25 protein-coding genes are annotated in these 23,602 nt (G+C 33.2%); 14 read left to right on the top strand and 11 right to left on the bottom strand.

The window, feature by feature from the left end:
* Nucleotides 1-125: 125 nt before the first annotated feature.
* Together NG806_RS03935 and pdhA are read right to left on the bottom strand one after the other, a co-directional pair.
* Complete coding sequence (locus tag NG806_RS03935; protein WP_261512041.1) at nt 126-1,745, bottom strand: pyruvate dehydrogenase complex dihydrolipoamide acetyltransferase; 1,620 nt, start codon at nt 1,743-1,745, stop codon at nt 126-128.
* A gap of 99 nt (nt 1,746-1,844) precedes the next feature.
* A complete protein-coding gene (gene pdhA, locus NG806_RS03930) occupies nt 1,845-2,849 on the bottom strand; it encodes a pyruvate dehydrogenase (acetyl-transferring) E1 component subunit alpha (protein WP_261512040.1) in 1,005 nt (334 codons plus the stop codon).
* Nucleotides 2,850-2,974: 125 nt separating this feature from the next.
* Here pdhA and NG806_RS03925 point away from each other — a divergent pair, with 125 nt between their 5' ends.
* Together NG806_RS03925 and NG806_RS03920 are read left to right on the top strand one after the other, a co-directional pair.
* A complete protein-coding gene (locus NG806_RS03925; protein ID WP_261512039.1) occupies nt 2,975-3,589 on the top strand; it encodes a phosphatase PAP2 family protein in 615 nt (204 codons plus the stop codon).
* A complete protein-coding gene (locus NG806_RS03920) occupies nt 3,586-4,053 on the top strand; it encodes a BlaI/MecI/CopY family transcriptional regulator (RefSeq protein ID WP_214825496.1) in 468 nt (155 codons plus the stop codon). The genes NG806_RS03925 and NG806_RS03920 overlap by 4 nt, the downstream gene beginning before the upstream one ends.
* Nucleotides 4,054-4,166: 113 nt before the next feature.
* On the opposite strand, the gene NG806_RS03915 is transcribed toward NG806_RS03920, so the two are convergent.
* Nucleotides 4,167-4,538 carry an RNA recognition motif domain-containing protein gene (locus tag NG806_RS03915; RefSeq protein WP_214825498.1) on the bottom strand — a complete coding sequence of 124 codons (372 nt, stop codon included), beginning with the start codon at nt 4,536-4,538 and terminating at the stop codon, nt 4,167-4,169.
* Nucleotides 4,539-5,124: 586 nt separating this feature from the next.
* On the opposite strand from NG806_RS03915, the gene NG806_RS03910 reads away from it, so the two are divergent.
* From NG806_RS03910 to NG806_RS03870, 9 genes are all read left to right on the top strand, one after another.
* Nucleotides 5,125-5,520: an acyl-CoA thioesterase gene (locus NG806_RS03910; protein WP_214825500.1), complete on the top strand. Its 396-nt coding sequence runs from the start codon at nt 5,125-5,127 to the stop codon at nt 5,518-5,520.
* Entirely contained in the window at nt 5,517-6,077 is a 561-nt protein-coding gene (locus tag NG806_RS03905) for a helix-turn-helix domain-containing protein (protein ID WP_214825501.1), read from the top strand. The genes NG806_RS03910 and NG806_RS03905 overlap by 4 nt, the downstream gene beginning before the upstream one ends.
* 237 nt (nt 6,078-6,314) lie before the next feature.
* Nucleotides 6,315-6,563 (top strand): heavy-metal-associated domain-containing protein, encoded by a 249-nt coding sequence (locus NG806_RS03900; RefSeq protein ID WP_214825502.1) that lies wholly within the window; start codon nt 6,315-6,317, stop codon nt 6,561-6,563.
* Nucleotides 6,564-6,567: 4 nt separating this feature from the next.
* Complete coding sequence (locus NG806_RS03895; RefSeq protein ID WP_261512037.1) at nt 6,568-9,420, top strand: heavy metal translocating P-type ATPase; 2,853 nt, start codon at nt 6,568-6,570, stop codon at nt 9,418-9,420.
* A gap of 79 nt (nt 9,421-9,499) precedes the next feature.
* Nucleotides 9,500-10,228 carry a DUF72 domain-containing protein gene (locus NG806_RS03890; protein WP_261512036.1) on the top strand — a complete coding sequence of 243 codons (729 nt, stop codon included), beginning with the start codon at nt 9,500-9,502 and terminating at the stop codon, nt 10,226-10,228.
* A 127-nt stretch (nt 10,229-10,355) separates the two neighbouring features.
* Nucleotides 10,356-11,222, top strand: coding sequence for a polysaccharide deacetylase family protein (locus tag NG806_RS03885; RefSeq protein ID WP_261512035.1), 867 nt, complete (start codon nt 10,356-10,358; stop codon nt 11,220-11,222).
* A gap of 126 nt (nt 11,223-11,348) precedes the next feature.
* Nucleotides 11,349-12,008 (top strand): YggS family pyridoxal phosphate-dependent enzyme, encoded by a 660-nt coding sequence (locus NG806_RS03880; protein WP_261512034.1) that lies wholly within the window; start codon nt 11,349-11,351, stop codon nt 12,006-12,008.
* Nucleotides 12,009-12,064: 56 nt separating this feature from the next.
* Nucleotides 12,065-13,249, top strand: a complete 1,185-nt coding sequence (locus NG806_RS03875; protein WP_214825508.1) for a sigma-54-dependent transcriptional regulator — start codon at nt 12,065-12,067, stop codon at nt 13,247-13,249.
* A 71-nt stretch (nt 13,250-13,320) separates the two neighbouring features.
* Nucleotides 13,321-14,682, top strand: coding sequence for an MATE family efflux transporter (locus NG806_RS03870; RefSeq protein WP_214825510.1), 1,362 nt, complete (start codon nt 13,321-13,323; stop codon nt 14,680-14,682).
* Nucleotides 14,683-14,710: 28 nt separating this feature from the next.
* Here the strand turns inward: NG806_RS03870 and NG806_RS03865 are convergent, their stop codons facing one another.
* Complete coding sequence (locus NG806_RS03865) at nt 14,711-15,280, bottom strand: Crp/Fnr family transcriptional regulator (RefSeq protein ID WP_261512032.1); 570 nt, start codon at nt 15,278-15,280, stop codon at nt 14,711-14,713.
* Between the two features lie 76 nt (nt 15,281-15,356).
* Here NG806_RS03865 and NG806_RS03860 point away from each other — a divergent pair, with 76 nt between their 5' ends.
* Nucleotides 15,357-16,052, top strand: coding sequence for an HAD family hydrolase (locus tag NG806_RS03860; protein ID WP_261512031.1), 696 nt, complete (start codon nt 15,357-15,359; stop codon nt 16,050-16,052).
* A 102-nt stretch (nt 16,053-16,154) separates the two neighbouring features.
* On the opposite strand, the gene NG806_RS03855 is transcribed toward NG806_RS03860, so the two are convergent.
* The 3 genes from NG806_RS03855 to NG806_RS03845 are packed head-to-tail and all read right to left on the bottom strand — an operon-like array spanning nt 16,155 to nt 19,536.
* Complete coding sequence (locus NG806_RS03855; protein WP_261512030.1) at nt 16,155-16,703, bottom strand: hypothetical protein; 549 nt, start codon at nt 16,701-16,703, stop codon at nt 16,155-16,157.
* Nucleotides 16,700-17,074 (bottom strand): hypothetical protein, encoded by a 375-nt coding sequence (locus tag NG806_RS03850; protein ID WP_261512029.1) that lies wholly within the window; start codon nt 17,072-17,074, stop codon nt 16,700-16,702. Before NG806_RS03850 ends, NG806_RS03855 begins: the two co-directional genes overlap by 4 nt.
* Before the next feature lie 59 nt (nt 17,075-17,133).
* Nucleotides 17,134-19,536, bottom strand: coding sequence for an alpha/beta hydrolase family protein (locus NG806_RS03845; protein WP_261512028.1), 2,403 nt, complete (start codon nt 19,534-19,536; stop codon nt 17,134-17,136).
* Between the two features lie 119 nt (nt 19,537-19,655).
* Here NG806_RS03845 and NG806_RS03840 point away from each other — a divergent pair, with 119 nt between their 5' ends.
* A complete protein-coding gene (locus NG806_RS03840) occupies nt 19,656-19,814 on the top strand; it encodes a bacteriocin-like protein (protein ID WP_214825522.1) in 159 nt (52 codons plus the stop codon).
* A 151-nt stretch (nt 19,815-19,965) separates the two neighbouring features.
* Complete coding sequence (locus NG806_RS03835) at nt 19,966-20,127, top strand: bacteriocin-like protein (RefSeq protein ID WP_214825524.1); 162 nt, start codon at nt 19,966-19,968, stop codon at nt 20,125-20,127.
* Nucleotides 20,128-20,186: 59 nt separating this feature from the next.
* Here the strand turns inward: NG806_RS03835 and NG806_RS03830 are convergent, their stop codons facing one another.
* The 4 genes from NG806_RS03830 to NG806_RS03815 form a co-directional block, all read right to left on the bottom strand.
* Nucleotides 20,187-20,615: a DoxX family protein gene (locus NG806_RS03830; protein ID WP_214825526.1), complete on the bottom strand. Its 429-nt coding sequence runs from the start codon at nt 20,613-20,615 to the stop codon at nt 20,187-20,189.
* Nucleotides 20,616-20,681: 66 nt separating this feature from the next.
* Nucleotides 20,682-21,557: a GTPase Era gene (gene era / locus NG806_RS03825; protein ID WP_214825528.1), complete on the bottom strand. Its 876-nt coding sequence runs from the start codon at nt 21,555-21,557 to the stop codon at nt 20,682-20,684.
* A 74-nt stretch (nt 21,558-21,631) separates the two neighbouring features.
* The gene (locus tag NG806_RS03820) at nt 21,632-22,528 is read right to left on the bottom strand and encodes a carbohydrate kinase family protein (protein WP_261512026.1); all 897 of its coding nucleotides are present in this window, start codon (nt 22,526-22,528) and stop codon (nt 21,632-21,634) included.
* A gap of 31 nt (nt 22,529-22,559) precedes the next feature.
* Nucleotides 22,560-23,576, bottom strand: a complete 1,017-nt coding sequence (locus tag NG806_RS03815) for a LacI family DNA-binding transcriptional regulator (RefSeq protein ID WP_261512025.1) — start codon at nt 23,574-23,576, stop codon at nt 22,560-22,562.
* Nucleotides 23,577-23,602: the final 26 nt, after the last annotated feature.

The following is a 23,602-nucleotide window of genomic DNA, read 5'->3' as shown; positions in this document are numbered from 1 at the left end:
ATAAATAAAATTCTAATGATGTTAATACAATTTTTTAATCAGGAGAAATCCTCTCAGCGTTAAAGTTTTAAAAACAAAAAACCTCTCGAAATGAGAGGTTTTTGATATAATACAAACTGGACTGATTACAGTAATAAAGTTAAAGGACTTTCCAGATATGTTTTTAAAGTTTGTAAGAATTGGGCACCCGTAGCACCATCTACTACTCTGTGATCACATGCTAATGAAAGCTTCATGATATTTCCAACAACGATCTCACCATTTTTCACAATTGGTTTTTCAATGATTGCACCTACAGAAAGAATTGCTGAGTTTGGCTGGTTAATGATACTTGTAAATGTTTCAATTCCGAACATTCCTAGATTAGAGATCGAGAATGTAGAACCTTCCATTTCGTTTGCTTTTAAACCTTTAGATTTAGCTCTTGAAGCCATATCTTTTACAGCAGCCGAAATCTGAGTGTAATTCATCTGATCGGTATTCTTAAGAACAGGAACAACCAATCCGTCAGGAATTGCAACAGCTACTCCAACATTAATATTTCCTCTGTGAATGATCTTATCTCCTGCCCAACTTGAATTTACCTGTGGATGTTTTCTTAATGCAACAGCAGTTGCTTTAATAATCATATCGTTGAAAGAAATTTTAGTATCTGGTAAAGAATTGATTTCTTTTCTGGCCTCAATTGCTTTATCCATGTTGATCTCCACCATCAGATAATAGTGTGGAGCAGAGAATTTACTTTCAGCAAGACGTTTTGCAATAATATTTCTTACCTGAGAATTTGGAGTTTCTGTATCTTCTCCCTGAACAAAACTTAATGCTACTTGAGCTGCCGCTGAACTTGCCGCTGGAGCAGAAGTATTTGGTTTTGCCTGAGAAGGCTGATAATTTTCAATATCTTTTTTTACAATTCTTCCGTTTTCTCCGGAACCCTGAACACCATGAATATCAACACCTTTTTCCTGTGCTATTTTCTTAGCTAAAGGAGAAATTGCAACTCTGTCTGTAGATGAAGAACTTACTGCTTCTGTTTCAGGTTTTTCTTCAGACTTAGCTTCTGGTTTTTGTTCAGCAGGTTTTTCTGAAGTCTGAGTTGCAGGTTTTGCAGCTCCAACTCCTGAAACATCTGTTCCTTCAGGACCAATAATTGCTAGTACTGAATCTACTGGAGCAGCTCCGTTTTCCTCAACACCCTGCTTCAATAAAACTCCGTTAAATTCAGATTCAAAATCCTGAACCGCTTTATCGGTTTCGATCTCAGCGAGAAGGTCACCTTCTTTTACTGTATCACCAACGTTTTTATGCCATTTAGCCACTTTCCCTTCTGTCATTGTATCAGAAAGTCTTGGCATTGTAATAACTTCTACACCAGCAGGAACTTCAGCAGAAGTTTGTTCTACAATGGTTTCTTTATTTTCGGTTTTAGCCTCTTCTTCAGATTTTTTCTCCTCCGAACCTTCGGCTGCGGGAGCATTACCCCCTTTTAAAGAAGATATATCTTCACCTTCATTACCAATGATTGCAAGAACAGAATCTACAGCTGCAGCACCGCCTTCTTCTACACCAATGTATAAAAGGGTTCCTTCTATTTCAGATTCGAAATCCTGAACAGCTTTATCTGTTTCAATTTCAGCTAAAATATCTCCTTCTTTTACTTTATCGCCAACGTTTTTATGCCATTTCGCCACTTTTCCTTCCGTCATCGTATCGGAAAGACGAGGCATTGTAATTACTTCTGCCATAATTTTTTAATATGATAATGAATTAATTTGATAATTTGATAATGAAAGGGAACATGATAATTAACTCTTTGTCATTATCATATTATCTCATATTATTTATTAGTTATTTTCCAGTTTGTTTACGAATGGATAATTTTCCTGCGCATAAACATACTCATAGATCTTCTCTTGCGTAGGGTATGGAGAGTTTTCCATAAACTCAACACATTCGTCAACAAAATCTCTGGATTTATTTTCAATAGCTTCCAATTCAGCTTCAGTTGCCCAATTATTTGCTAAAATTCTTTCTTTTACCAATTCAATAGGATCATCCTTTTTATGAATTGATACTTCTTCTTTAGATCTGTAAGGTTCAGCATCAGACATAGAGTGACCTCTGTAACGGTAAGTTCTTGCCTCGATAAATGTTGGTCCATCTCCTCTTCTTGCTCTTTCTACAGCTTCATAAGCTGCTTCAGCCACTTTCTCAGGATCCATAGCATCTACAGCAAGACAAGGCATTTCATACCCTAATCCTAATTTATAAATATCTTCGTGGTTTGCTGTTCTTTTTACAGAAGTTCCCATTGCGTATTGATTGTTTTCAACAACAAATACTACAGGAAGTTTCCAGTTCATAGCCATGTTAAATGTTTCATGTAATGAACCCTGTCTTGCTGCTCCATCTCCGAAGAAACAAACATTTACAGCTTTTCTATCAAAATATTTATCTGCGAAAGCAATACCAGCTCCCAAAGGAATCTGTCCCCCTACAATACCATGACCTCCGTAGAAACGGTGTTCTTTACTGAAAATATGCATAGAACCACCCATACCTCCAGACGTTCCTGTTGCTTTTCCGCAAAGTTCTGCCATGATTCTTTTAGGATCTACTCCCATTGCCATTGGATGGATATGACATCTGTAAGCAGTAATCATACTATCTTTCGTTAAATCCATTGCATGTGTAAAACCTGCAGGAATGGCTTCCTGACCATTGTACAAATGTAAAAAACCTCTGATCTTTTGTTTTAGATAAAGAGAACGGCATTTGTCTTCAAACCTTCTCCACATTGTCATATCTTCATACCACTTAAGGTATACCTCTTTAGAAAATTCTTTCATGTGCTAGCTCTTGCTTATTTATTATGAAATAGTTGAGCAAAATTATAAAAAAAACTTCGTTTTTATTGTATACATACCAATTGTTTTTTTGGTTATAATGTTATATTTGAGTTTTTAATTTAAACATGGAAGAAAAACAAACATCATCGATACATAAAATCTCTAAAATTATCTCAGAATTTTTTAATCCTTTGGTATCGTTATTTTTATTTTTCGTTTATAAAAGTATACGGGATTACTCCCTTAAAGACTCAATATTATACTTTCTTCCTATACTCCTTATCATCATATTACCTGTAATTATCTGGCTCATCTGGAATGTAAAAACAGGAAGGTACACCAACATGGATGTTTCAAACAGAGTTCAGAGAAAAACTTTCTATATTTTCACTGCAATTACCGTTATCCTTTATCTCCTTTTCCATTACATCAAAAACGGAACGCTTGATTTTTTAATGTTGTTCATACTTATTCTTCTTTTTGCTTTACAAGTAAGTAATTTCTTCATTAAAAGTTCTATGCACACTGCTTTCAATGTATTTGTTGCTTCTTTATTCTACTCGTTAGATTGGAAGATGGGCATTGTATGGTTTGGTATAGCTGTTATTGTAGGGATTACAAGAGTCATATTAAAAAGACACACCGTAAAAGAAGTATTTATGGGTGGAGGAATAGCTTTTCTAATTTCTTTTCTTTATCTTTATTGCAATATACACTTTCAACATCAGAATATTTTATGAAAATAAATCACCTTACAACTGCAGAAGAAAACTTAATGAAGCTATTCTGGAAGCTCGATTCATTTTATTTGAAAGATGTTATGGAGCAGCATCCGGAACCAAAGCCACATCAAAATACGGTCTCCACTTATTTAAAGATCCTGGTTGAAAAGGGTTATCTTTCTACTCAAAAAGAAGGTAGGATCTTTAAGTATACAGTAACAATTCCACATGAAAATTATAAAAAGTTTTTATTAAAAGAGCTTTCACATAATTTCTTTCATGATTCTGGAAAAGAAATTCTACAGTTTTTATTTAATGAAAAACTAATATCTAAGGATGACTTACAAGAGTATTTTGATCTTAAGATTGAAATGAAACCTGTAAAAGCTAAAGCGCCGAAATTGGAAATAGCCAATGAGATTCTTAATCCGAAAAAAGATAAGAAAAGTAGAGATAAGAAGAAAAAGAAGAAAAAGGATTAATTTCTAAAAAGAAAGTATTCTATATTTAAAAAGTACATCTTATATCATATATAAACGGAATACTTCGAGAATAAAAGACATAAAAAAAGCGGCTTAAAAGCCGCTTATATTTTTTACCAACGATTTCCACCGCCGTTTCCACCACGGTTGTTACCTCCGCCGTAGCCACCGCCACCGTTTCCACCTCTGTTATTTCCATAACCACCACCGCTTCTGTTGTTATCGAAGCTTCTTCTTGGCTTCTCCTCTCTAGGTTTAGCTTCAGAAACGTTAAGTGTTTTTCCGTTGAATTCTTTCTCATTAAGAGCTTCAATAGCCTGCTTTCCTTCTTCTTCCCCCATTTCTATGAAACCAAAACCTCTGGAACGACCAGTTTCTTTGTCTGTAATGATTTTTGCAGAAGATACTTCTCCAAATTCTGCGAATAAATCTTGTAATTCGTACTCTTTAGTTGAGTAATTGATGTTTGAAACAAAAATGTTCATTGTTAAATAAAATTATAATAATTAATAAAAATTTGGTATATAAAAGAAAAGCAACATATATTAAATGAACAAATATTGATTCCAAATATAAACGTTCGCAAGATACAATTTAATATTTCAAATCAAAACCTTTTTATAAGTATTTTATCACTCACTTTTGATGTACGCATTAAAATTATCGTTAAACAATATTTTTTAATTGTTATAAAATAATATTTTGGGTATTTCTTTACAAAAATTAAATATTTTTTAACATTAAATCTAACACCAAATTAACCTTTATATAGCAATTAATACAGTAAAAATACATATTTTCAAATTAAAACCACAGTTATTCCGCTTTATCGTTAAACATTTTTAAAATTAATTTAACCTTACATTCTAAAAATACCCTGTTCAAGTTTATGATTTTCTTTATAAGAATGTGTACAATGGATTAAATAATAAAATTATACGTTTTACTTTTTAAAACAAATAACAAAACAAGCTGATTGAGAAAATAAATATTTCTCTTTAGATAACTAAATCCCTTTCCTTTGATTAAGCCATTTTTTAACGTTAAATTTGTATCTCAAATTATTAAAAGATGAACTACCATACGAGAAAATGGGTAAAACCAGAAGATCTTAATCCTAATCATTCACTTTTTGGAGGAAGATTATTACAATGGATTGATGAAGAGGCAGCACTTTATGCTATTATCCAGTTAGAAAACACAAAAGTTGTTACCAAATTTATTTCAGAAATTAACTTCATTAGCTCAGCCAAACAAGGTGATATTGTTGAAATTGGTATTGAAGTTTTAGCATTCGGCTCCACATCTATCACTCTTCAATGTGAGGTAAGAAATAAGATGACTCACCAAACTATTATTACGGTGGACAAAATTGTGATGGTTAATTTGGGTGAGGATGGCAATCCTATTCCACATGGAAAAACGCAGGTTGAATTTGTAAAAGACCGATTAAATAATCCATTATGAAAATCTTTATAAAAAATATGGTTTGTGGCAGGTGCATTTCTGCCGTGTCAGCTATTTTTAATGATTTTAAGATTGATATAAAATCTATACATCTTGGTGAAGTTGAAACCGAATCTGATATTTCAGATCAAGAATTAACTTCCATCGAAGAGCAGTTAGAAAAGACTGGTTTTGAAAGAATAAAAGATTCTTCACATCAGTTAATTGAAAAGATCAAAAACCTTATTATCATAAAGATCAGTGAACTTGATATTGATGAAAACTTCTTATTATCAGAATTTCTCACCTCAAAACTTCATAAAGATTACAGTTCACTTTCCAAAACATTCTCACAAAACGAAAATATTACATTAGAACAGTTCTTCATTCTTCAAAAAATTGAGAAGGTAAAAGAGCTTCTTTTGTATAATGAATTTAACTTAACCGAAATTGCAGGAAAGTTAGGCTATAAAAGCGTACAGCATTTATCCTCACAATTTAGAAACAGTACGGGTTTTACTCCCACCGAATTTAAAAAACTAAAGGTTCATAACAGAAAACCTTTGGATTTTGTCTAGGTATTTTAGATGCTGGTGAGAGACTTTTAGTTTTATAATAAGATAAGATTATAACAATCCATTTTCTTAAGTAATTATTTATTAAAATAAAGATACAATCTTGTATCATCACTTCTTTACAACTTCTCATTTTCGAGCACTACAACTTACCGGCTTTCCAAATTTTATAACTATTATCCTTAAATTTATAACAGGTATCCTTTTGCTTTTTGGAACTTTGTCATATAATTTAAGATCATGGAAAGACAATATAGAATACTTGGAATGAGCTGTTCGGGCTGTAAGAGAAGAATTTCAGAAAGACTAAACACTTTGGAGGGCATAGAAGCCGATATTAACCTGGAGACAAAAATGGTTACTATTATTTCTAATCAGGAAATTGATCTTATGAACCTAAATAAAGTGTTAGAGGAGATTGGTCACTATCAATTAGAAGATATCATTGCTTTGAAGGAAAGCGAATATAAAGACAATAACATCATTTAAGATCATGGAACAACAATATAAAATACTTGGAATGACCTGTTCAGGTTGTCAGAAAAAAATCTCAGAAAAGCTTAATGCTATTGAAGGAATAAAAGCTGACATTAATCTGGAAACAGGTCTGGCAACTATTACTTCTGATAAAGACATTGATCTTAGTAATCTCAATAAAGTTTTGGGAGAAATTGGTCATTACCAGTTAGAAGACCCTACTCAACAAGGGAAAACTTTTATAAAACCTCAAGATCGCATTTCCCCGTCGTCAGTATATTATTGTCCTATGGAATGTGAGGGTGATAAAGTATATTTCAAACAAGGAGAAAGATGTCCCGTCTGCAAGATGTATTTAGTTCCTATTGAGGAAAAACAATCTAAAGATCCAAACTATAAACCCACCTACTCTTCGGCCAATCTACCGGAAAATTTCAAAGATAGTATTGGAAAATATTATTGTCCGATGTTTTGTGAGGGTGATAAAGTGTATGATGAAAAAGAAGACTGTCCTGTTTGTCATATGCATATGGAGGAGATTACAGAAGATTTGGTTAAAAAATCCGTTTCACAACATTCACATCAGCAATCCCATTCCCATACTCACCATCACCAGGAAGCTCCAAGAGTTACGGATGATATGGCAGGAAAATACTATTGCCCAATGTATTGCGAAGGGGATAAAACCTATGACAGTAATGTGGGATGTCCTGTATGCGGAATGGATCTTGTAAAATATCCTGAAAAGAAAACCGCAAAGTACAGCTGTCCTATGCATCCGGAAATCATCCGTGATGAACCTGGAAGTTGCCCGATTTGTGGAATGGATCTGGTAAGGATGCCTGATACCGAAGGTGAAGAAGATGATGAAACATACAACATACTGAAAAGAAAATTTATTATTTCATTAGGGTTCACCATTCCTGTATTTATTCTTTCAATGGGTGGGATGTTCATTAATTTCCCTTTCTCTCATCAAATTCAAGGGATTATTGAGCTGCTGCTTACTCTTCCCGTGCTTTTTTATTCGGGATGGTTCTTAATGAAAAGAGGCTGGGTTTCATTCAAAACCTGGAATTTAAATATGTTTAGTTTAATTGCTCTGGGAGTTTCCGCAGCATTTATATTCAGTATTATTTCTTTGGTATTTCCAGATATTATACCTCATGAAATCCGCGGACATAACCATGAGATCCCACTTTATTTCGAGGCAGTCTGTGTGATTTTGACGCTTGTTATTTTAGGACAATTAATGGAAGCAGCAGCCCATAAAAAAACAGGAAACGCCATCAGAGAATTAATGAACCTTTCTCCTGATGAAGCCAACCTTATGATTAATGGTGAAGAAAAGAGAGTACTTCTTTCACAGGTTAAAATCGGAGATCTTCTAAAAGTAAAACCCGGTGAAAAAATCCCTGTAGATGGAAAGATTACGGAAGGTAATTCTATCGTAGATGAAAGTATGATCACTGGAGAGCCGATTCCTGTTGAGAAGAATATTGATGATAGAGTTTCTTCGGGAACCATCAATGGCAATCAGGTTTTCATTATGAAAGCTGAAAAGGTAGGTGATGAAACCCTGCTTTCGCAGATTATAAAAATGGTGAATGAAGCAAGCCGAAGTAAGGCACCAATTCAAAAGTTAACTGATAAAGTTTCTAAAATCTTTGTTCCGACAGTGATTCTTATTGCTGCACTTACATTTGTAGGCTGGCAATTCTTTGGTCCTGAAGGTAAAAGAAGTCTATTTGCTTTCGTTAATGCAGTAGCTGTTTTAATTGTTGCCTGTCCTTGTGCCCTTGGTCTGGCCACTCCAATGTCTTTAATGGTAGGTATCGGCAAGGGAGCAAAAAATGGAATATTGATCAAAAATGCAGAGGCTCTGGAACACATGAATAAAGTAAATGTTCTAATTACAGACAAAACGGGAACCTTAACTGAAGGAAAACCTTCTGTAGAGTACATTGAAAGTATAAATAATGGGGATCAAAATCAAATATTGAAACTGGCATTCTCCTTAAATCAAAATTCAGAACATCCTTTATCTAATGCTGTTATCAACAAAGCAAAAGAACAGAATCTCACCTCTGAGAAAGTAGAAAAATTTGAAAATATATCCGGAAAAGGGGTTAAAGGAAATATTAATGGGAAAACTATATATGTAGGAAATGAAAGTCTATTGACTTCCCATCAAATTTCTATTCCAGATCATTTAAAGCAAAAAGCGGTTGAAGTTCAGTCAAAGGCATATACCATTTCTTATGTAGCAGAAGATAATACCGCTCTAGGATTTATAAGCTTTACTGATAAAATTAAAGAAAGCTCCAAGAAGGCTGTTGAGCTTTTAATGAAGGAAGGTTTGGAGATTATTATGATGACAGGTGATAATGAACATACGGCTAAAGCTGTTGCAGATGAATTAGGTATCAAACATTTTAAAGCGAACTGTTTACCTGAGGATAAACTAAATGAGGTTAAAAGACTTCAGAAAGAGGGGAAAATTGTGGCTATGACAGGAGATGGCATCAACGACTCCCCTGCTTTGGCACAAGCGGATATCGGAATTGCAATGGGAACAGGAACAGATGTCGCTATTGAAAGTGCTGAAATTACATTACTTAAAGGAGATATCATTGGAGTTGCAAAAGCAAAACTCCTAAGTGAAAAATTATTAAAAAACATCAAAGAAAATCTGTTTTTCGCATTCATTTATAATGTATTGGGAGTACCTATTGCGGCAGGATTATTGTATCCATTTTTTGGAATTCTATTATCACCCATGATTGCTGCAGCAGCGATGAGCTTCAGTTCTCTTTCAGTGATTTTAAATTCATTACGATTAAACTCTGTTGATCTGGACATTAAATAGTATATTTTCTCTCGCAGATTATTCAGGGTTTTCGAAAAAAAACGATTTACTAATCTTAATCTGCGAGAGATAAAAAAATATGAAAAAGAAAAATCTATATATTGGATGTTCAGGCTTTTACAATAATGATTGGAAAGGCTCTTTTTATCCGGACAATACACCAACTAAAGATTTTCTTACTTTATATTCAAAAGAGTTTAATGCTGTTGAAATTAATTCTACTTTCTATCGAAAGCCAACAGCAAAAACACTAATTAAATGGTTCGATGAAACACCTGAAGAGTTTAGATTTTTCATTAAGATTCCAAAAACTATTTCTCACGAGAAACGATTACTGGACTGCAAAGAAGAAATCTCAGAATTCTGTCAGCATATCCATGAAAATTTGAAGGAAAAGCTTTCCGGATTTTTGTATCAGTTCCCACCATCTTTTAAAAATACTCCAGAAAATATAGAGTTAATCCTAAAAAATATCGATTCAGCATTTTTAAATGTCATAGAGTTCAGACATGAATCCTGGTGGCGTGATGAGATTTTTGATATTTTAAGACCTAAAAATATTATTTTTTCCGGTGTTAGCTTTCCCGGTAATTTACCAGAAGAAGTAATTATCAACAATAATGAAGTAATGTATTACAGATTACATGGAAAACCTGTTCTTTACAAATCTGAATACAGTGAAGAATTTCTCAATAATTTAGCAGAAAAAATACAGATATCACAAAATAAAACATTTATATTTTTTAATAATACATGGGGAGTTTCGGCAATTAAAAATGCAATGTATCTTAAAAAGATTTTACTTTGAAAACTGTCTAAAAATTAGCACATTAAAATATTATTAAAAAGCAAAACTTAAAGTAAATTGGCATACATGTTGTTAACATTAGTTTACAAATTTTAACGATATTTAACAATTAATCTCCAATTATTTCATGAAAAAACTTTTTGCGGAAAAGTCTCGAAATACGACTTTTCTTGGGATGTTTGCATTGATGAGTGCAACTTCAATTTTATTTAACAGCTGTAATCAGAAAAAAGATGAGAAAGATTCTGAGAAGATGATTTCTAAAGACCATCCCGTCGCAAAAACAGTCCCCTTATTGGATGATAATGAAGATCTAACCGACAAAAGAGTTATATATCTAACTTTTGATGACGGTCCGAATCGAGGAACCGAAAATCTACTGAAAATTTTACGTAAAAGAAATGTATGTGCAACAGCTTTTTTAGTTGGAAAACATTCTTATGACAGTAATAGACAAAAGGATGATCTGGATCTTTTAAGACAGGATCCTTTGATTGAACTGGCTAATCACAGTTTTACGCATGCACATAATAAATATTCTAATTTTTATCAAAATCCTGATGCTGTGGTTCATGATTTTGATAGAGCAAAAGACAGTTTAAAACTTTATGATAAAATAGCGAGAACTCCGGGAAGAAATATATGGCGACTGAACAATATTAATGTTACCGATATAAAAAGCTCTACTCTGGCTGCAAATAGCCTGAAGAAAGCAGGTTATAAAGTAATTGGTTGGGACCTTGAATGGAAACCTACTAATAAGATGGTATTAAAAGGCAGTCACGAAGCAATGCTTAAAAAGGTTGACAGTATATTTTTCAATGATCTCGAAAAAACATCAAGACACTTGGTCTTTTTAACTCACGATCAATATTTAGCGGATACAGACTCTATTAATGAACTTGATCTGTTTATTGAAAAATTACAGAAGAGCAATCGATTTGTATTTAGAAAGATCTCTTCCTATCCTAAGATCAATGACGTTTTAAATTAAGAGTATTATCATTAATAAATTGAGAAATAGTCAATTTTTAATCGCGGATAAACCGTTCTTAAAACTCTTTTTAAAATTTTACAAAATCATTAGTATTTTGCTCTAAGAATTCAGAAATTTGCAATTATGGATATTAAAGAAAATTACAATAACATAAAAAAACAACTTCCTAATGAGGTTCAGCTGGTCGCAGTTTCTAAAACACATCCTGTATCAGCTATTCAGGAGGTTTATAGCTTAGGGCAAAAAGTTTTTGGAGAAAACAAAGTTCAGGAGCTGATGGAAAAATACCCTCTCCTGCCAAAAGATATTCAATGGCATCTGATTGGGCACCTTCAGACCAATAAGGTAAAGTATATCGCAGAATTCATCGACACCATTCAAAGCGTTGATTCTGAGAAACTTTTAATAGAAATAAATAAAGAAGCAGTTAAATATAAACGTAAAATTAAAGTTCTCTTACAAGTAAAAATTGCGGTTGAGGAAAGTAAATTTGGCTTTGAAATTTCAGAAGCACAAGACATTTTTCAAAAATACATAAACGGTGATTTTTCGAATATTGAAATAACCGGATTAATGGGAATGGCAACTTTCACAGAAGATGAAGAGCAGGTAAAAAAGGAATTTTTAAAATTAAAAAAAGTTTTTAACGAATTAAATCAATTGAAAAAACTAGATACATTATCAATGGGGATGAGTGATGATTTCCCTATTGCCATTGAATGCGGTGCTAATTCTGTAAGAGTAGGGTCTGCTATTTTCGGAAGAAGAGATTATACTAAATAAAGTATTTAGGTATAGTTTTTGCTAATAATTCAATCAAAAAATCTAAATTTGCAACTATGCAAAAAATCCTTATAGTAGAAGACGAAAAAGCAATCTCAGGAGTACTGCACAGTATTCTTTCAGATGAACTTACCAATTACGAATTTGTTGTAGCCGAAGATGGTTTGGAAGGCTATAAACATTTAGAAAAAGAAGATTTCGCATTGGTAATTTCAGACATAAAAATGCCAAAACTTTCAGGAACTGAGCTATTAAAGCAAGCTCTACTGCTTAAACCTGAAACCACTTTTATTATGATCTCAGGACACGCAGACATTGATTCTGCTGTATCTTGTTTAAAGGATGGTGCATATGACTTCATCTCTAAGCCAATCGACATCAATAGGTTGATTACAAGTGTAAAAAATGCTTTGGTTAAAGAGACCTTAAAAAAAGAAAATAAAAATCTTCAGACCGAAAATAAAACACTAAAGAGGAAGGTAAACAAAAAGTACCAAATGATTGGTGAGTCTCCGGCTTTACAGAAAATTCAGGATATGATCGGAAAGGTTGCTGTTTCGGATGCAAGAGTTTTAATTACCGGACCCAATGGGGCAGGAAAAGAATTGGTTGCTCATGCTATCCATAATCAAAGCGAACGTGCAAGAGGACCTATGATCGAAGTAAACTGTGCTGCAATTCCTTCTGAACTTATTGAATCAGAACTTTTCGGACACGTTAAAGGTTCATTTACAGGGGCTATTAAAGATAAGCAGGGTAAATTTGAACAAGCAACGGGAGGTACTATTTTTCTTGATGAGATCGGAGATATGAGTCTTATTGCCCAGGCTAAAGTATTAAGAGCCCTTCAGGAAAGCAAAGTTTCTCCTGTAGGAAGCGATAAAGAAATTAAGGTTGATGTAAGGGTACTTGCAGCAACCAACAAAAATATGCAGAAAGAAATTGAGGAAGGAAAATTTAGAGAAGATCTTTACCACAGGCTTTCTGTAATTGAAATTTATGTTCCCCCATTGGATGATAGAAAAGAAGATATCAAATTATTAGTGGACCATTTTTCAGGACTGATCTCCGATGAACATGGTACAGCGGTAAAAAAATTTGATGATGATGCTATTGAAGCGCTTAAAGCCCTTTCATGGACTGGAAATATCAGAGAGTTGAGAAATGTTGTTGAAAGATTAATTATCCTTGGTGGAAGCACTGTTTCCAAAGAGGATGTCGCAAATTTTGTAAGAAAATAATTTAATTATAACCTAAATAAATTATAAAAAATTTGCAGTATTCACACTGCAAATTTTTTTTTGTTAAAACTATGAGCTTTTTAAATAAAAACTATACTAAAGAATGCCTTACATTGGCACTACCCGTAATGCTAACGCAGGTAGGACAAGTTTCTGTAAACTTATTTGATAATATTATTGTTGGAAAATTACTGGGTGCAGATGCCTTAGCTTCAGTGTCTTTAGGGAATGCTGTATTTTTCTCTATGTTCGTATTGGCACTGGGATTTTCCTTTGCTATTCCACCTTTGGTTTCAGAGGCGCACTCGAGACATGACCATAAAACTATTAATTCTGTTTTCAGTCACGGATTTGTTATTAATATGACCGTGGGGATAATTTTAATGGGAATTTTATTATTAGGATTGCCTCTACTCTATCATTCCGGTCAACCGGCTAAGATCGTTCCTGATACGGTAGACTTTTTAGGCATCATGGCGATAAGCATGATCCCTTTCATGGCATTTCAGACCCTCAGAGAGGTTTCTGAAGGCTTATCTTACACCATTGGAGTTACGAAAGCGACCATTATTGCCAATGTTATTAATATCGTTTTGAACTACGTTTTCATCAAGGGACTTTTTGGATTCCCTCCAATGGGGGTAAAAGGATCTGCATTGGCTAGTTTAATTGCTAGAATTTTTATGGTGGTATTCTTATATTTCGTTTTACTAAAAGAAGAAAGAACGAGACGCTATATCAAAGATTTTTCCTTGAAGATCCAGGTATTTTCTAAAAATATGTTTGATAAAATGGTAAGATTAGGATTACCTACCGCTTTACAGATGTTCTTTGAAGTAACTGCTTTTGCCGGTGCTGCTTTTATCTGTGGATTAATTTCTGCTCATGATATTGCCTCACACCAGATTGCTCTCAGTATGGCTTCATTTACCTTTAACCTCTGTGTAGGATTTAGTGTTGCATCAACTGTAATGATCGGAAGAAAAATGGGTGAGCAAAATTATGTTGAACTTAGAAAAGTTGGAATAAACAACTTGAAAATTGCCTTTATCTTCATGTGTATTTGTGGAGTTGTATTTATTTTGGGTAGAAATATCCTTCCTACATTCTTCACTAAAAAAGAAGAGATCGAAGTAATTACATTAGCTTCAAAACTAATGATCATCGCTGCTCTGTTCCAGTTATCAGATGGAATCCAGGTAACAGCTTTGGGAATGCTGAGAGGTATACAGGACGTTAAAATCCCTTCTATTTATACTTTTATAGCCTATTGGGTAATTACAATCCCACTCGGGTATTTCTTTTGTGTCACATTAGAAATGGGCGCTTTTGGAATGTGGATCGCCTTAGGATTGGGATTAACGATCTCTGCAGTCTTCCTTGTAAAAAGATTTTTAAATATGTCGGCTAAGAAAATAAAACAGAATATATAATAGAAAGCGGTCTTTACAGGCCGCTTTTTTATTTTTTATTTAAACTTTTCAAAGCTCTATTTAAACTTCTTATGGTAACTCCTAAATAAGCTGCCATGTTTTCTTTTGAAATTTCAATTTCTTGTTTGGATTGTAATTCCAATAGTTTCGCTAAGCTGTGTTCAGTGGTATGAAGTTGTTGATAAGATGCCCTGGCAGAAGTATTAATGATACGCTCAGCAAAGGCATTTAATAATAAATTATTTAATGCTATATCATTTTCAACTAATGTTCTGAAATAAGGAACAGAAATCGCATAGACAGATACTTCCGTCACTGCTTCAATAGTACACAGGCAATTAATATTTTTAATGAATTCTATTTCACCAATAATTTCACCTTTCCCAAGAAACTCCATAATATACTCTTTATCATTTTCTTCTTCAAAATAGCATTTGGTAACACCATCATTAATAAGCATTACTTTCGGGGATTTTTCATTTTGTACAAATATCCTTGTGCCTTTTGAAAATGATCTGATCACGATATCTTCTTTACGTTCCTGCTTACTGTAAAGTTGTTCTAAATAGCTCAAAAAAGTTTCATTGGTTCTTAACATATTCCATTCAGGACAAATGTCCTTTGCTTTTATATAATTTATTCTGATTTTTGCACAGAGAAATGTACAAAATAAAATGAAAAATCATATTACAACAATAGCATTTGACGCAGACGATACCCTTTGGGTGAATGAACCCTATTTTCAGGAAGCTGAAAAGGAATTCTGTGTTATTCTTGAAGATTATCTTCCACAGCATTCGGTATCACAGGAATTGTTTAAAACAGAAATGCAAAATCTGCATCTTTATGGTTATGGGATAAAAGGTTTTATGCTCTGTATGATCGAAACCATCTGTAGGGTCTCTAATGGAACAGCTTCCATGCAATTAATAAACAAAGCGATTGATCTTGGCCACGAATTATTACAACAACCTGTTCAGCTTTTAGATGGAGTCACAGAAACATTAGAAGATCTGAAAGGAAAATACAGATTAGTTATGGCAACCAAAGGTGATCTGCAGGATCAGGAGCGTAAGCTTAAAAAATCAGGATTAGAGAATTATTTCCATCATATAGAGATCATGAGTGATAAACAAAATACTGATTATACAAAGCTTCTGAAGCATTTAGACTGTAAACCTGAGAATTTTATGATGTTAGGCAATTCAATAAAATCTGATATTTTACCTGTATTGGAAATTGGTGGATTTGCAGCTCATATCCCATTTCATACGACCTGGGCACATGAGCAGCATGAACATCAGCTAAAACATGAAAGATTTATTGAGTTGGAAAGTATTGATGAAGTATTGAAGTATTTGGTTCAGTAAAACATTTAAACTCTGTATGAAAGTTAAAAATATTGTCATTTCGAACGCAATATAATGAAGTGAAAAATCTTTTGTAATGAGATTCTGAATCACAATAATAGTTTATATAATAACTCCTCCATATGCTAAATAAGTTAACTTAGCACCTTCAATAAACTTTTCAAAACTTGTATTTTCGTCAGCATTCTCATTTTGAAGTTCAAAATAATATTCGTCAGGATTGGCCCTTCCTTTCAGCATATATTCAACCGAATTTTCGCTCCCAGATATTCCTTTTTGGGGAAATATCCAAAAACTAAATCTTTTTGTCTGGGGATTAGGATTTAATAATATGAGTTCATCAATACTCGAAATTCTTAAAACATAATTTCCATTTACTTTTGTCGGATCTATCAATCCATTTTCAAAAATTAATTTAAATCTTTTATCCAAATTTTCAGAAAACTCGATACTCTTTACTACATCAATTACTACTTTATTTTTTTCAACTTTAATTTGAGATTTTAAATATTTTTCATATTCTTGTCTTACATACTTTTTTTCAAATTGTTCTTTTGAAGTATGATATTTTCCATTTTCAATATTTTCAGTTTGCCCAAATAACCCTGCCATAGAAGTCATTATAAGAAAAATTATCAGTATCTTTTTCATATATCTGTTGTCTCTATTTCTAATTTAGCATATAATTTTTTTAGTGAAGTCGTTTCTCCTTTTATTTTTACATTCTCCCACAGACTTTTTTCTTTAGGGATTATATATTCAACATGATATTCATTCCTATACCCATTTATAGCGACAAACCAATCAGATATGGAGTTGTCTTCTTCCATTAAAAGCAACGTTGAGTGCGAAGTGAATCCATAAATTAAGGTCTCTTTGAATAATTTATTTATTACTTCCAAAACATTAAGCATTGGAGGAGTACCATTGTCACCAAATGTATCCTCTACTTTCGGTACTAAGTCTTTATAAAAATCTTCCAGAGATTTGCTTATTTGTTCAGAACTTCTAATTATAGGCATGATTATTAATTGAAAACTAAAATAACAAAAAACTCGCCCAAAAGGACGAGTTTCTCAATTTATTTCTTCAAACATTTTTCTAAGAACTGATCTTGTTCCCATAAAAGGTGAAGTATATTTTCTTTAGCTACATAACCGTGAGCTTCTTTAGGTAAAAGAACCATTTTTACAGGTGCACCAAGATTTTTTAAAGCCTGGAAATATCTTTCTGTCTGTAAAGTAAAAGTTCCTGGATTGTTATCTGCATCACCATGAATTAAAAGTAATGGGGTTTTCATTTTATCAGCATTCATGAATGGAGACATCGTGTTGTAAATTTCCGGAACGTCCCAATAATTTCTTTGTTCACTCTGGAAACCAAAAGGCGTTAAAGTTCTGTTATATGCACCACTTCTTGCAATTCCGCAAGCGAATAGTTTAGAGTGTGTTAAAAGATTTGCCGTCATAAAAGCCCCATAAGAATGTCCTCCAACAGCCACTTTCTTTCTGTCAATATAACCCAACTGGTCTACAGCATTAATCGCTGCTTCAGCATTGGCAACTAATTGTGGAATAAAAGTATCATTAGGTTCAGTTTTTCCCTCTCCGATGATTGGGAAAGCTGCATCATCAAGAACTGCATATCCTTTTGTTGTCCAATACACAAAAGACCCGTAATAAGGGAAAGTAAAATCATTAGGATTCTGCGTATTTTGCCCTGCCGTATTCTTGTCTTTGTATTCCGTCGGATATGCCCAGATCAGCAATGGAAGTTTTTCGTTCTTTGCTTTTCTATCATAATTAGCCGGTAAATAAAGAGTTCCTGTTAATGTTACCCCATCATTTCTTTTGTATGTAATTACTTCTTTATACACATCTTTTATACTTTCAAAAGGATTGGCAAAATTAGTTACGGGCTCTGATTTATTAGATTTAATATTTTTCTTAAAATAATTCGGATACTGACTTGCAGACTGCTGAATAGTAAGAACCTCTCCTTTTGCAGGATTAAGAATATCTATTATATCCTCTTTGGCATTCTTTAAATTCGAAGTATATAGTCTTTTCTTTTTTAAAGTTTTCATATCCATTTCATCAATAAAAGGATGTTGTCCATCTTTTGTAAAGCCATCCCCGATAAGATAAGCTTTCCCTCCTTTCATATCGAGAACTGTTCTTCCAAATTGATTTTTTGTCGTATTAAAATTCCCTGGATCACTATAAACATCCTGATAATTTCTGTCATCAATAACTTTCGATTCACCGTTGTTTAAATCAACTAAGAAAGATTTTGTATTTCTGGTATCATACCAATCTTCTGAAACAATAGCATAATGATCGTTCGTCCAACTTGTACCTTCATATCTTTGTTTTGTTTTAAAGAAAGATTTTGCAGTGGTATTAAATGGTGCTTCCCAGGTAAAAACTTCGTCTCTGTATTCTGCTGATTTAGATTGATCCCCACCATCCAAAGCTTCAGCATAAACCAAGGTTGCAGGCATATCGCTTCTCCAGCCCATATCTCTTTTTCCTGTTCTTACGGATGCAAAACCTTTAGGCATGATTTCGTTTAATGGAACTTCATTTACCACTTTCACTACATTCCATTTAGCATCGTAAACAGTTGTCGTCATTGGAAATCTATTTAAAGGGACAATGTATGAGAATGGTTTTTTAATAGTGGTTGCCATTAAATAATTACCGTCGGGTGAAAAGCTTAAACCAGAATACATATCCTGATCCTTTATTTTCTTGAGATTCCCGCTAAGGTCTACATTATAAATATCTGCAGCTGTAAGAATTTCAAAGTTCTTTTCATCCTGAGGGTTTTTAAGAAGATCCTGATAGGTTCTGTTTTGAGAAACTTTTCCATCAGCTGTAGATACAATAGGACCCGTTGGCAGATCTTTGCTCGAATCTATTAATGCAGGTCTGTTTTGTGGAAGTATTTTTATTAATAAATTCTGAGAATCTTTGTACCAGATATATGGACTACCAAGGTTAGCATTAAGATTATCATCTGTAATCTTTTTGGCAGTTGCAGTTTCAAGATCTACAATCCAAAGTTCTACTCCTTTACCTGTCGTATTCGTGAAAGCCAGTTTCTTTTCGTCTGGAGAAAAAGAGGTATTGGTAATTTTAGGATTAGTCGGTAACCCTTTTACCTGAACTTCATTTTTATCATTTATCTTTCTAACCTTAAGATTATTTGAATAGGTTACTGAACTTGAAATATTAGTAACAGGATTGATTCTTAAACCACCTAATTTCATTTCCTGTTGCCCAAGATCTTCCAATGTTTTATAAGTCGGTCGATAGGTAAATACCACCCAATCTTTTTTACTGTTCATCAAAACACTTGGAGGTCTTTCATAATCTGCAAGCTTAAGAATTTCTGCAGATGGTTTTTGGTAAGTAACATTTTCCTGAGCTTCGTAGAAATTAAGAAACGCCAAAAGGCAGATAGTTAACTTTATCTTCATTTTATACATTTTTCACGAATTTAGTAAATTGAAGTTATATAAGGAAAAATTATCCGTGCTATTCGTGCTGGTTATTTAATTAAATAGTATTTTAGTTTTTCAAATTAAATCAAAGTACTATGAAAAATTTACGAAAGTTATCAATGAAAGATCTTAAAGCTATTAATGGTGGCAGTGCTCCGGAATGTCCACAAGGATTCAAGCCCTGTATGATAATTGGTGAAGACGACACACCAAAATGGACCTGTGTCTGGGCATCTTTACCATGTAAGCCTTAATAAATCAAGAGAGGGCATTTCAAAAATGAAATGCCCTTCTTTATCTATTTTCAGCTTATAAAATTAAGAACAATTAAATAGCATTTAATCCTAATCTTGTGATATAATAAAATAAATATTACATTAGTGATTCAAATTAAATCAAAAAAGTATGAAAAATTTACGCAAATTATCAAAGAAAGACCTTAAGACTGTTAATGGAGGAAATGCCCCTTTGTGTGAATCAGGTTATAGAGCTTGTGTTACGGGAAGAGATGAAAATGGTTCTCCAATTTGGGATTGCATACCATCAACACTTCCTTGCAGACCTTAACAGAAATAAAAAAGAGCATTAGATTAATGCTCTTTTTTATTATATTTTTTTAGATCTTTTTACCAATCTGAAGCTCTTTTTCTTTTTTCAATCATATGATCTATCGAAAATCTTCCTGCTCCAAAGCACATTAACAGAAGATATGCAGATAAATAAATGAAAGCCAATTCTCGTTTCTCAAAAGGATCTGCACCATGAACTACAAAGGCAGCAATAGCCATTGTAAATATGAGAAAGCCTAAAGCTACTCTGGTAAACAATCCCAAAATCAGAAGTATAGAACATACAAACTCTGCTACGATAGTAAGAATTAAAGATATCTGTGGACCCAGCCCCAGGAAATCATAAAACTCGATCTTCCCTCCTTCCAGTAACATCTGAAGCTTGGGAAATCCGTGAGAAAGCATGGAAAATCCAATAAAAACTCTCACAATTAACAGTATAATATCTCTAAATATAGGATTAGAATTTGAGTTACTATAATTCATGTATGAAAAATTTAGTTTAAAGATAATAAAATCTTTCTATACAACGATGATTATTGACATTTTAGTTTATCTGTATCCGAAATTCTTCAGATCCCGGTCGTTTTTACGCCAGTCTTTTTTCACCTTTACGAATAAATTAAGGTGAATTTTTTTTGAGAAAAATTTCTCCAGATCTATCCTTGCCTCTGTTCCTACTTTTTTAATTGCTTCCCCTTTATGGCCAATAATAATTCCCTTTTGGGTATCTCTTTCTACATAAATAATAGAATCTATAAAAATGATTCCCTCCTTTTCTTTAAATTGTTCGGTAACAACTTCTACTGAATAAGGAATTTCTTTATCATAGTTCAGAAGAATTTTTTCACGAATTGCCTCATTTACAAAAAATCTTTCCGGCTTATCTGTATATTGATCCTTATCGTAATAAGGTGGGTTCTCCGGCAACATCGATTTAAGCTTAGGCAGAATAACATCTGTATTAAATGCATTCAGTGCAGAAATAGGTAAAATTTCAGCTTTAGGAATCCTATTATGCCATTCTTCTACCAATTTTTCAAGTCCCTCCTGATTGGTCTGATCTACTTTATTTAATAAAAGTAAAACAGGAACAGGAATTTTATTCAGCTTTTCAATTAAAAATTCTGAAGGTTCAGCTTTATCTGTAACATCCACAATGAATAAAAAGACATCAGCATCCTGTAAAGAGTCCTTTACAAAATCCATCATTTTTTCCTGTAACCCGTATTTTGGGTCTAATACTCCCGGTGTATCAGAAAATACGATCTGTAAGTCCTCTTCATTATAAATTCCAAAAATTCTGTGACGTGTTGTTTGTGCCTTCTGCGTTACGATCGCCAACTTCTCGCCCATCAATTGGTTCAGCAAGGTCGATTTTCCAGCATTAGGTTTTCCAACTATATTTACAAATCCTGATTTGTGCATAAAAATTATATTACGGATTGCAAAGTTACTAAAAGAAAACCGGTCTTTAGGATTAATTTTAAAGATTTAGATCTTTAGTACTGGTCTCTGAATTTTTGAAATTCCTCATATTCATAATCAGGACAAGCTCCCGGTTTTGAAGTTATAAAAGCTCCCAGAGCAATAGCCTCTTTCATTATTTTATAAGGTGCTTCGAGTTGAATTCTTTTAGAAATAAAACCTGCAAGAAAAGAATCTCCACTTCCTACAGTATCTGCAATTGTGATAGGAACTGCCGGGCAGTCATAGCTTTCATTTTCTACAAAATACCTTGCTCCTTTACTACCTTTAGTCAGAACAATTTCCTTTATCTTAAAGTGATCCTGAATAAAGGCCGCACTTTGATCCTCATTCACATATTCTACATCAAGGAAATCGAGGATCTGTCTCATCTCGGCTTTATTCATCTTCACGATATCTGCATGATATAAAAGTTCTGTAATAAGGTCAACATCCACAAATGGAGGTCTGAAATTGACATCAAAAATTTTAAGTTTTGCATACTCCAAAAGCTTAAGGAGTGTTTTCCTTGTTTTTTCATTCCTTGCAGCTAAGCTTCCAAAAATAAATGCATCGGCATTAGAAACTAACTCAGCCAATTTGGGTAGAAATTCTATATAATCCCAGGCTACATCATTAATAATTTCGTAGCTGGCTTCATTATCTTCATCAATAGTAGCAATAACGGTACTCGTAGGTTTTTGATCATCAACCTGAATATAATCGGTGGTAATTCCCCAATTTTTAATCTGATCAATAAGCTTATCTCCAAGCTCATCACTTCCTATTCTACTGAGTACTTCAACATTTACTCCCATTTTATAAACATTATAGGCAACATTAAATGGTGCTCCCCCTGCTCTTGCTCCCTGAGGAAATAGGTCCCAGAGGACTTCTCCGAAACATACCACATATTGATTGTCTTGTATCATATGGTTAAACGTTTAAATTATTTATAAAATTTTACTTTACAGATTTCATTTTGATCAATTCACCAGAACAGATTATTCTTGTTCCCTTTTCGGAAAAGTTTTTAATCTGATCATCAAGAAGTTTTAAAGCATTAACAGCCATTTCTTCCAAAGGCTGTCTAATGTAGGTAACTTCCGTGGGAAATAAAGTGTAGGCATCTGTTTCATCAAATGCAATTACAGAAACATCCTCAGGAACCTTTATCTTATTTCTAACCAGATAATTTAATCCGGCAATTCCAATTTTATTATTTAAAAAATACAAGGCGGTCTTTTTAGAAGTAATTTTAAGTTGCTTCTTAAGCTCGGTATGAACTTTAGGTGTAACATCTTTCATATCCACTAAAACTTTTTTTGCTATAATACCTCTTTCACGAACCTTTCGCTCAAAACCACGTTGCCTGTCAAGTAAATGAGGCAATTTTGTGTTATAACCTACATAAATTAATTCCTCGAAATTATGATCAATAAGATAATCGACTATAATTTCAGAGATTTCAAAATTATTCAGTGTTACTGCAGGAAGATTAACATTTTCAAGGTAATAATCGACACTAACAACGGGGTATTCATTATTCAAAAGTTTTTTGATCGCATCATCTGAGCCAACAACTGGAACTACAATCATTCCATCAACCTGCTGTTCAGAAAAAAGTTCTGTAAGCTGTCTGAATTTATCTGGATTTTCGTCAGAACTCCCAATAAGGATCGTGTAACCTAACTTCATGGCTTCATTTTCTATCCATCTTGCGATATTAGAAAAGAAATCGTTTGAAATATCAGGAACAATCAAGCCTATAAGTTTACTATTGCTCATTTTAAGACTTCTGGCAATCTTATTTGGAGCATAATTAATTTCTTTTGCTACTTCGAGAATCTTAATTTTTGTAGCTTCACTGATCCTGCTTCCTTCCTTTCTATTTAATACATATGAAACTGTTGCTACGGAAACACCGGCAATTCTTGCAATATCTTTTATGGAAGCTCTTTTCATTTTATTGATTGACATACAAAAGTATTTCATAAAATATAAAA

Source organism: Chryseobacterium paludis (genome assembly GCF_025403485.1).
GTDB lineage: Bacteria > Bacteroidota > Bacteroidia > Flavobacteriales > Weeksellaceae > Chryseobacterium > Chryseobacterium paludis.
Note: the sequence above shows the minus strand (reverse complement) of the source record. Positions and strands in the feature narration are given on the sequence as shown.

Excerpts from the sequence above, each read along its gene's own strand:
- NG806_RS03920 (WP_214825496.1), top strand. The coding sequence starts at position 3,586 with ATGAAAATAAATCACCTTACAACTGCAGAAGAAAACTTAATGAAGCTA.
- NG806_RS03900 (WP_214825502.1), top strand. The coding sequence starts at position 6,315 with ATGGAAAGACAATATAGAATACTTGGAATGAGCTGTTCGGGCTGTAAG.
- NG806_RS03875 (WP_214825508.1), top strand. The coding sequence starts at position 12,065 with ATGCAAAAAATCCTTATAGTAGAAGACGAAAAAGCAATCTCAGGAGTA.
- NG806_RS03895 (WP_261512037.1), top strand. The coding sequence starts at position 6,568 with ATGGAACAACAATATAAAATACTTGGAATGACCTGTTCAGGTTGTCAG.
- NG806_RS03820 (WP_261512026.1), bottom strand. The coding sequence starts at position 22,528 with ATGATACAAGACAATCAATATGTGGTATGTTTCGGAGAAGTCCTCTGG.
- NG806_RS03870 (WP_214825510.1), top strand. The coding sequence starts at position 13,321 with ATGAGCTTTTTAAATAAAAACTATACTAAAGAATGCCTTACATTGGCA.
- NG806_RS03890 (WP_261512036.1), top strand. The coding sequence starts at position 9,500 with ATGAAAAAGAAAAATCTATATATTGGATGTTCAGGCTTTTACAATAAT.
- NG806_RS03850 (WP_261512029.1), bottom strand. The coding sequence starts at position 17,074 with ATGCCTATAATTAGAAGTTCTGAACAAATAAGCAAATCTCTGGAAGAT.
- NG806_RS03910 (WP_214825500.1), top strand. The coding sequence starts at position 5,125 with ATGAACTACCATACGAGAAAATGGGTAAAACCAGAAGATCTTAATCCT.
- NG806_RS03830 (WP_214825526.1), bottom strand. The coding sequence starts at position 20,615 with ATGAATTATAGTAACTCAAATTCTAATCCTATATTTAGAGATATTATA.
- pdhA (WP_261512040.1), bottom strand. The coding sequence starts at position 2,849 with ATGAAAGAATTTTCTAAAGAGGTATACCTTAAGTGGTATGAAGATATG.
- NG806_RS03865 (WP_261512032.1), bottom strand. The coding sequence starts at position 15,280 with ATGTTAAGAACCAATGAAACTTTTTTGAGCTATTTAGAACAACTTTAC.
- NG806_RS03845 (WP_261512028.1), bottom strand. The coding sequence starts at position 19,536 with ATGAAGATAAAGTTAACTATCTGCCTTTTGGCGTTTCTTAATTTCTAC.
- era (WP_214825528.1), bottom strand. The coding sequence starts at position 21,557 with ATGCACAAATCAGGATTTGTAAATATAGTTGGAAAACCTAATGCTGGA.
- NG806_RS03925 (WP_261512039.1), top strand. The coding sequence starts at position 2,975 with ATGGAAGAAAAACAAACATCATCGATACATAAAATCTCTAAAATTATC.
- NG806_RS03815 (WP_261512025.1), bottom strand. The coding sequence starts at position 23,576 with ATGTCAATCAATAAAATGAAAAGAGCTTCCATAAAAGATATTGCAAGA.
- NG806_RS03915 (WP_214825498.1), bottom strand. The coding sequence starts at position 4,538 with ATGAACATTTTTGTTTCAAACATCAATTACTCAACTAAAGAGTACGAA.
- NG806_RS03855 (WP_261512030.1), bottom strand. The coding sequence starts at position 16,703 with ATGAAAAAGATACTGATAATTTTTCTTATAATGACTTCTATGGCAGGG.
- NG806_RS03935 (WP_261512041.1), bottom strand. The coding sequence starts at position 1,745 with ATGGCAGAAGTAATTACAATGCCTCGTCTTTCCGATACGATGACGGAA.
- NG806_RS03885 (WP_261512035.1), top strand. The coding sequence starts at position 10,356 with ATGAAAAAACTTTTTGCGGAAAAGTCTCGAAATACGACTTTTCTTGGG.
- NG806_RS03835 (WP_214825524.1), top strand. The coding sequence starts at position 19,966 with ATGAAAAATTTACGCAAATTATCAAAGAAAGACCTTAAGACTGTTAAT.
- NG806_RS03840 (WP_214825522.1), top strand. The coding sequence starts at position 19,656 with ATGAAAAATTTACGAAAGTTATCAATGAAAGATCTTAAAGCTATTAAT.
- NG806_RS03860 (WP_261512031.1), top strand. The coding sequence starts at position 15,357 with ATGAAAAATCATATTACAACAATAGCATTTGACGCAGACGATACCCTT.
- NG806_RS03905 (WP_214825501.1), top strand. The coding sequence starts at position 5,517 with ATGAAAATCTTTATAAAAAATATGGTTTGTGGCAGGTGCATTTCTGCC.
- NG806_RS03880 (WP_261512034.1), top strand. The coding sequence starts at position 11,349 with ATGGATATTAAAGAAAATTACAATAACATAAAAAAACAACTTCCTAAT.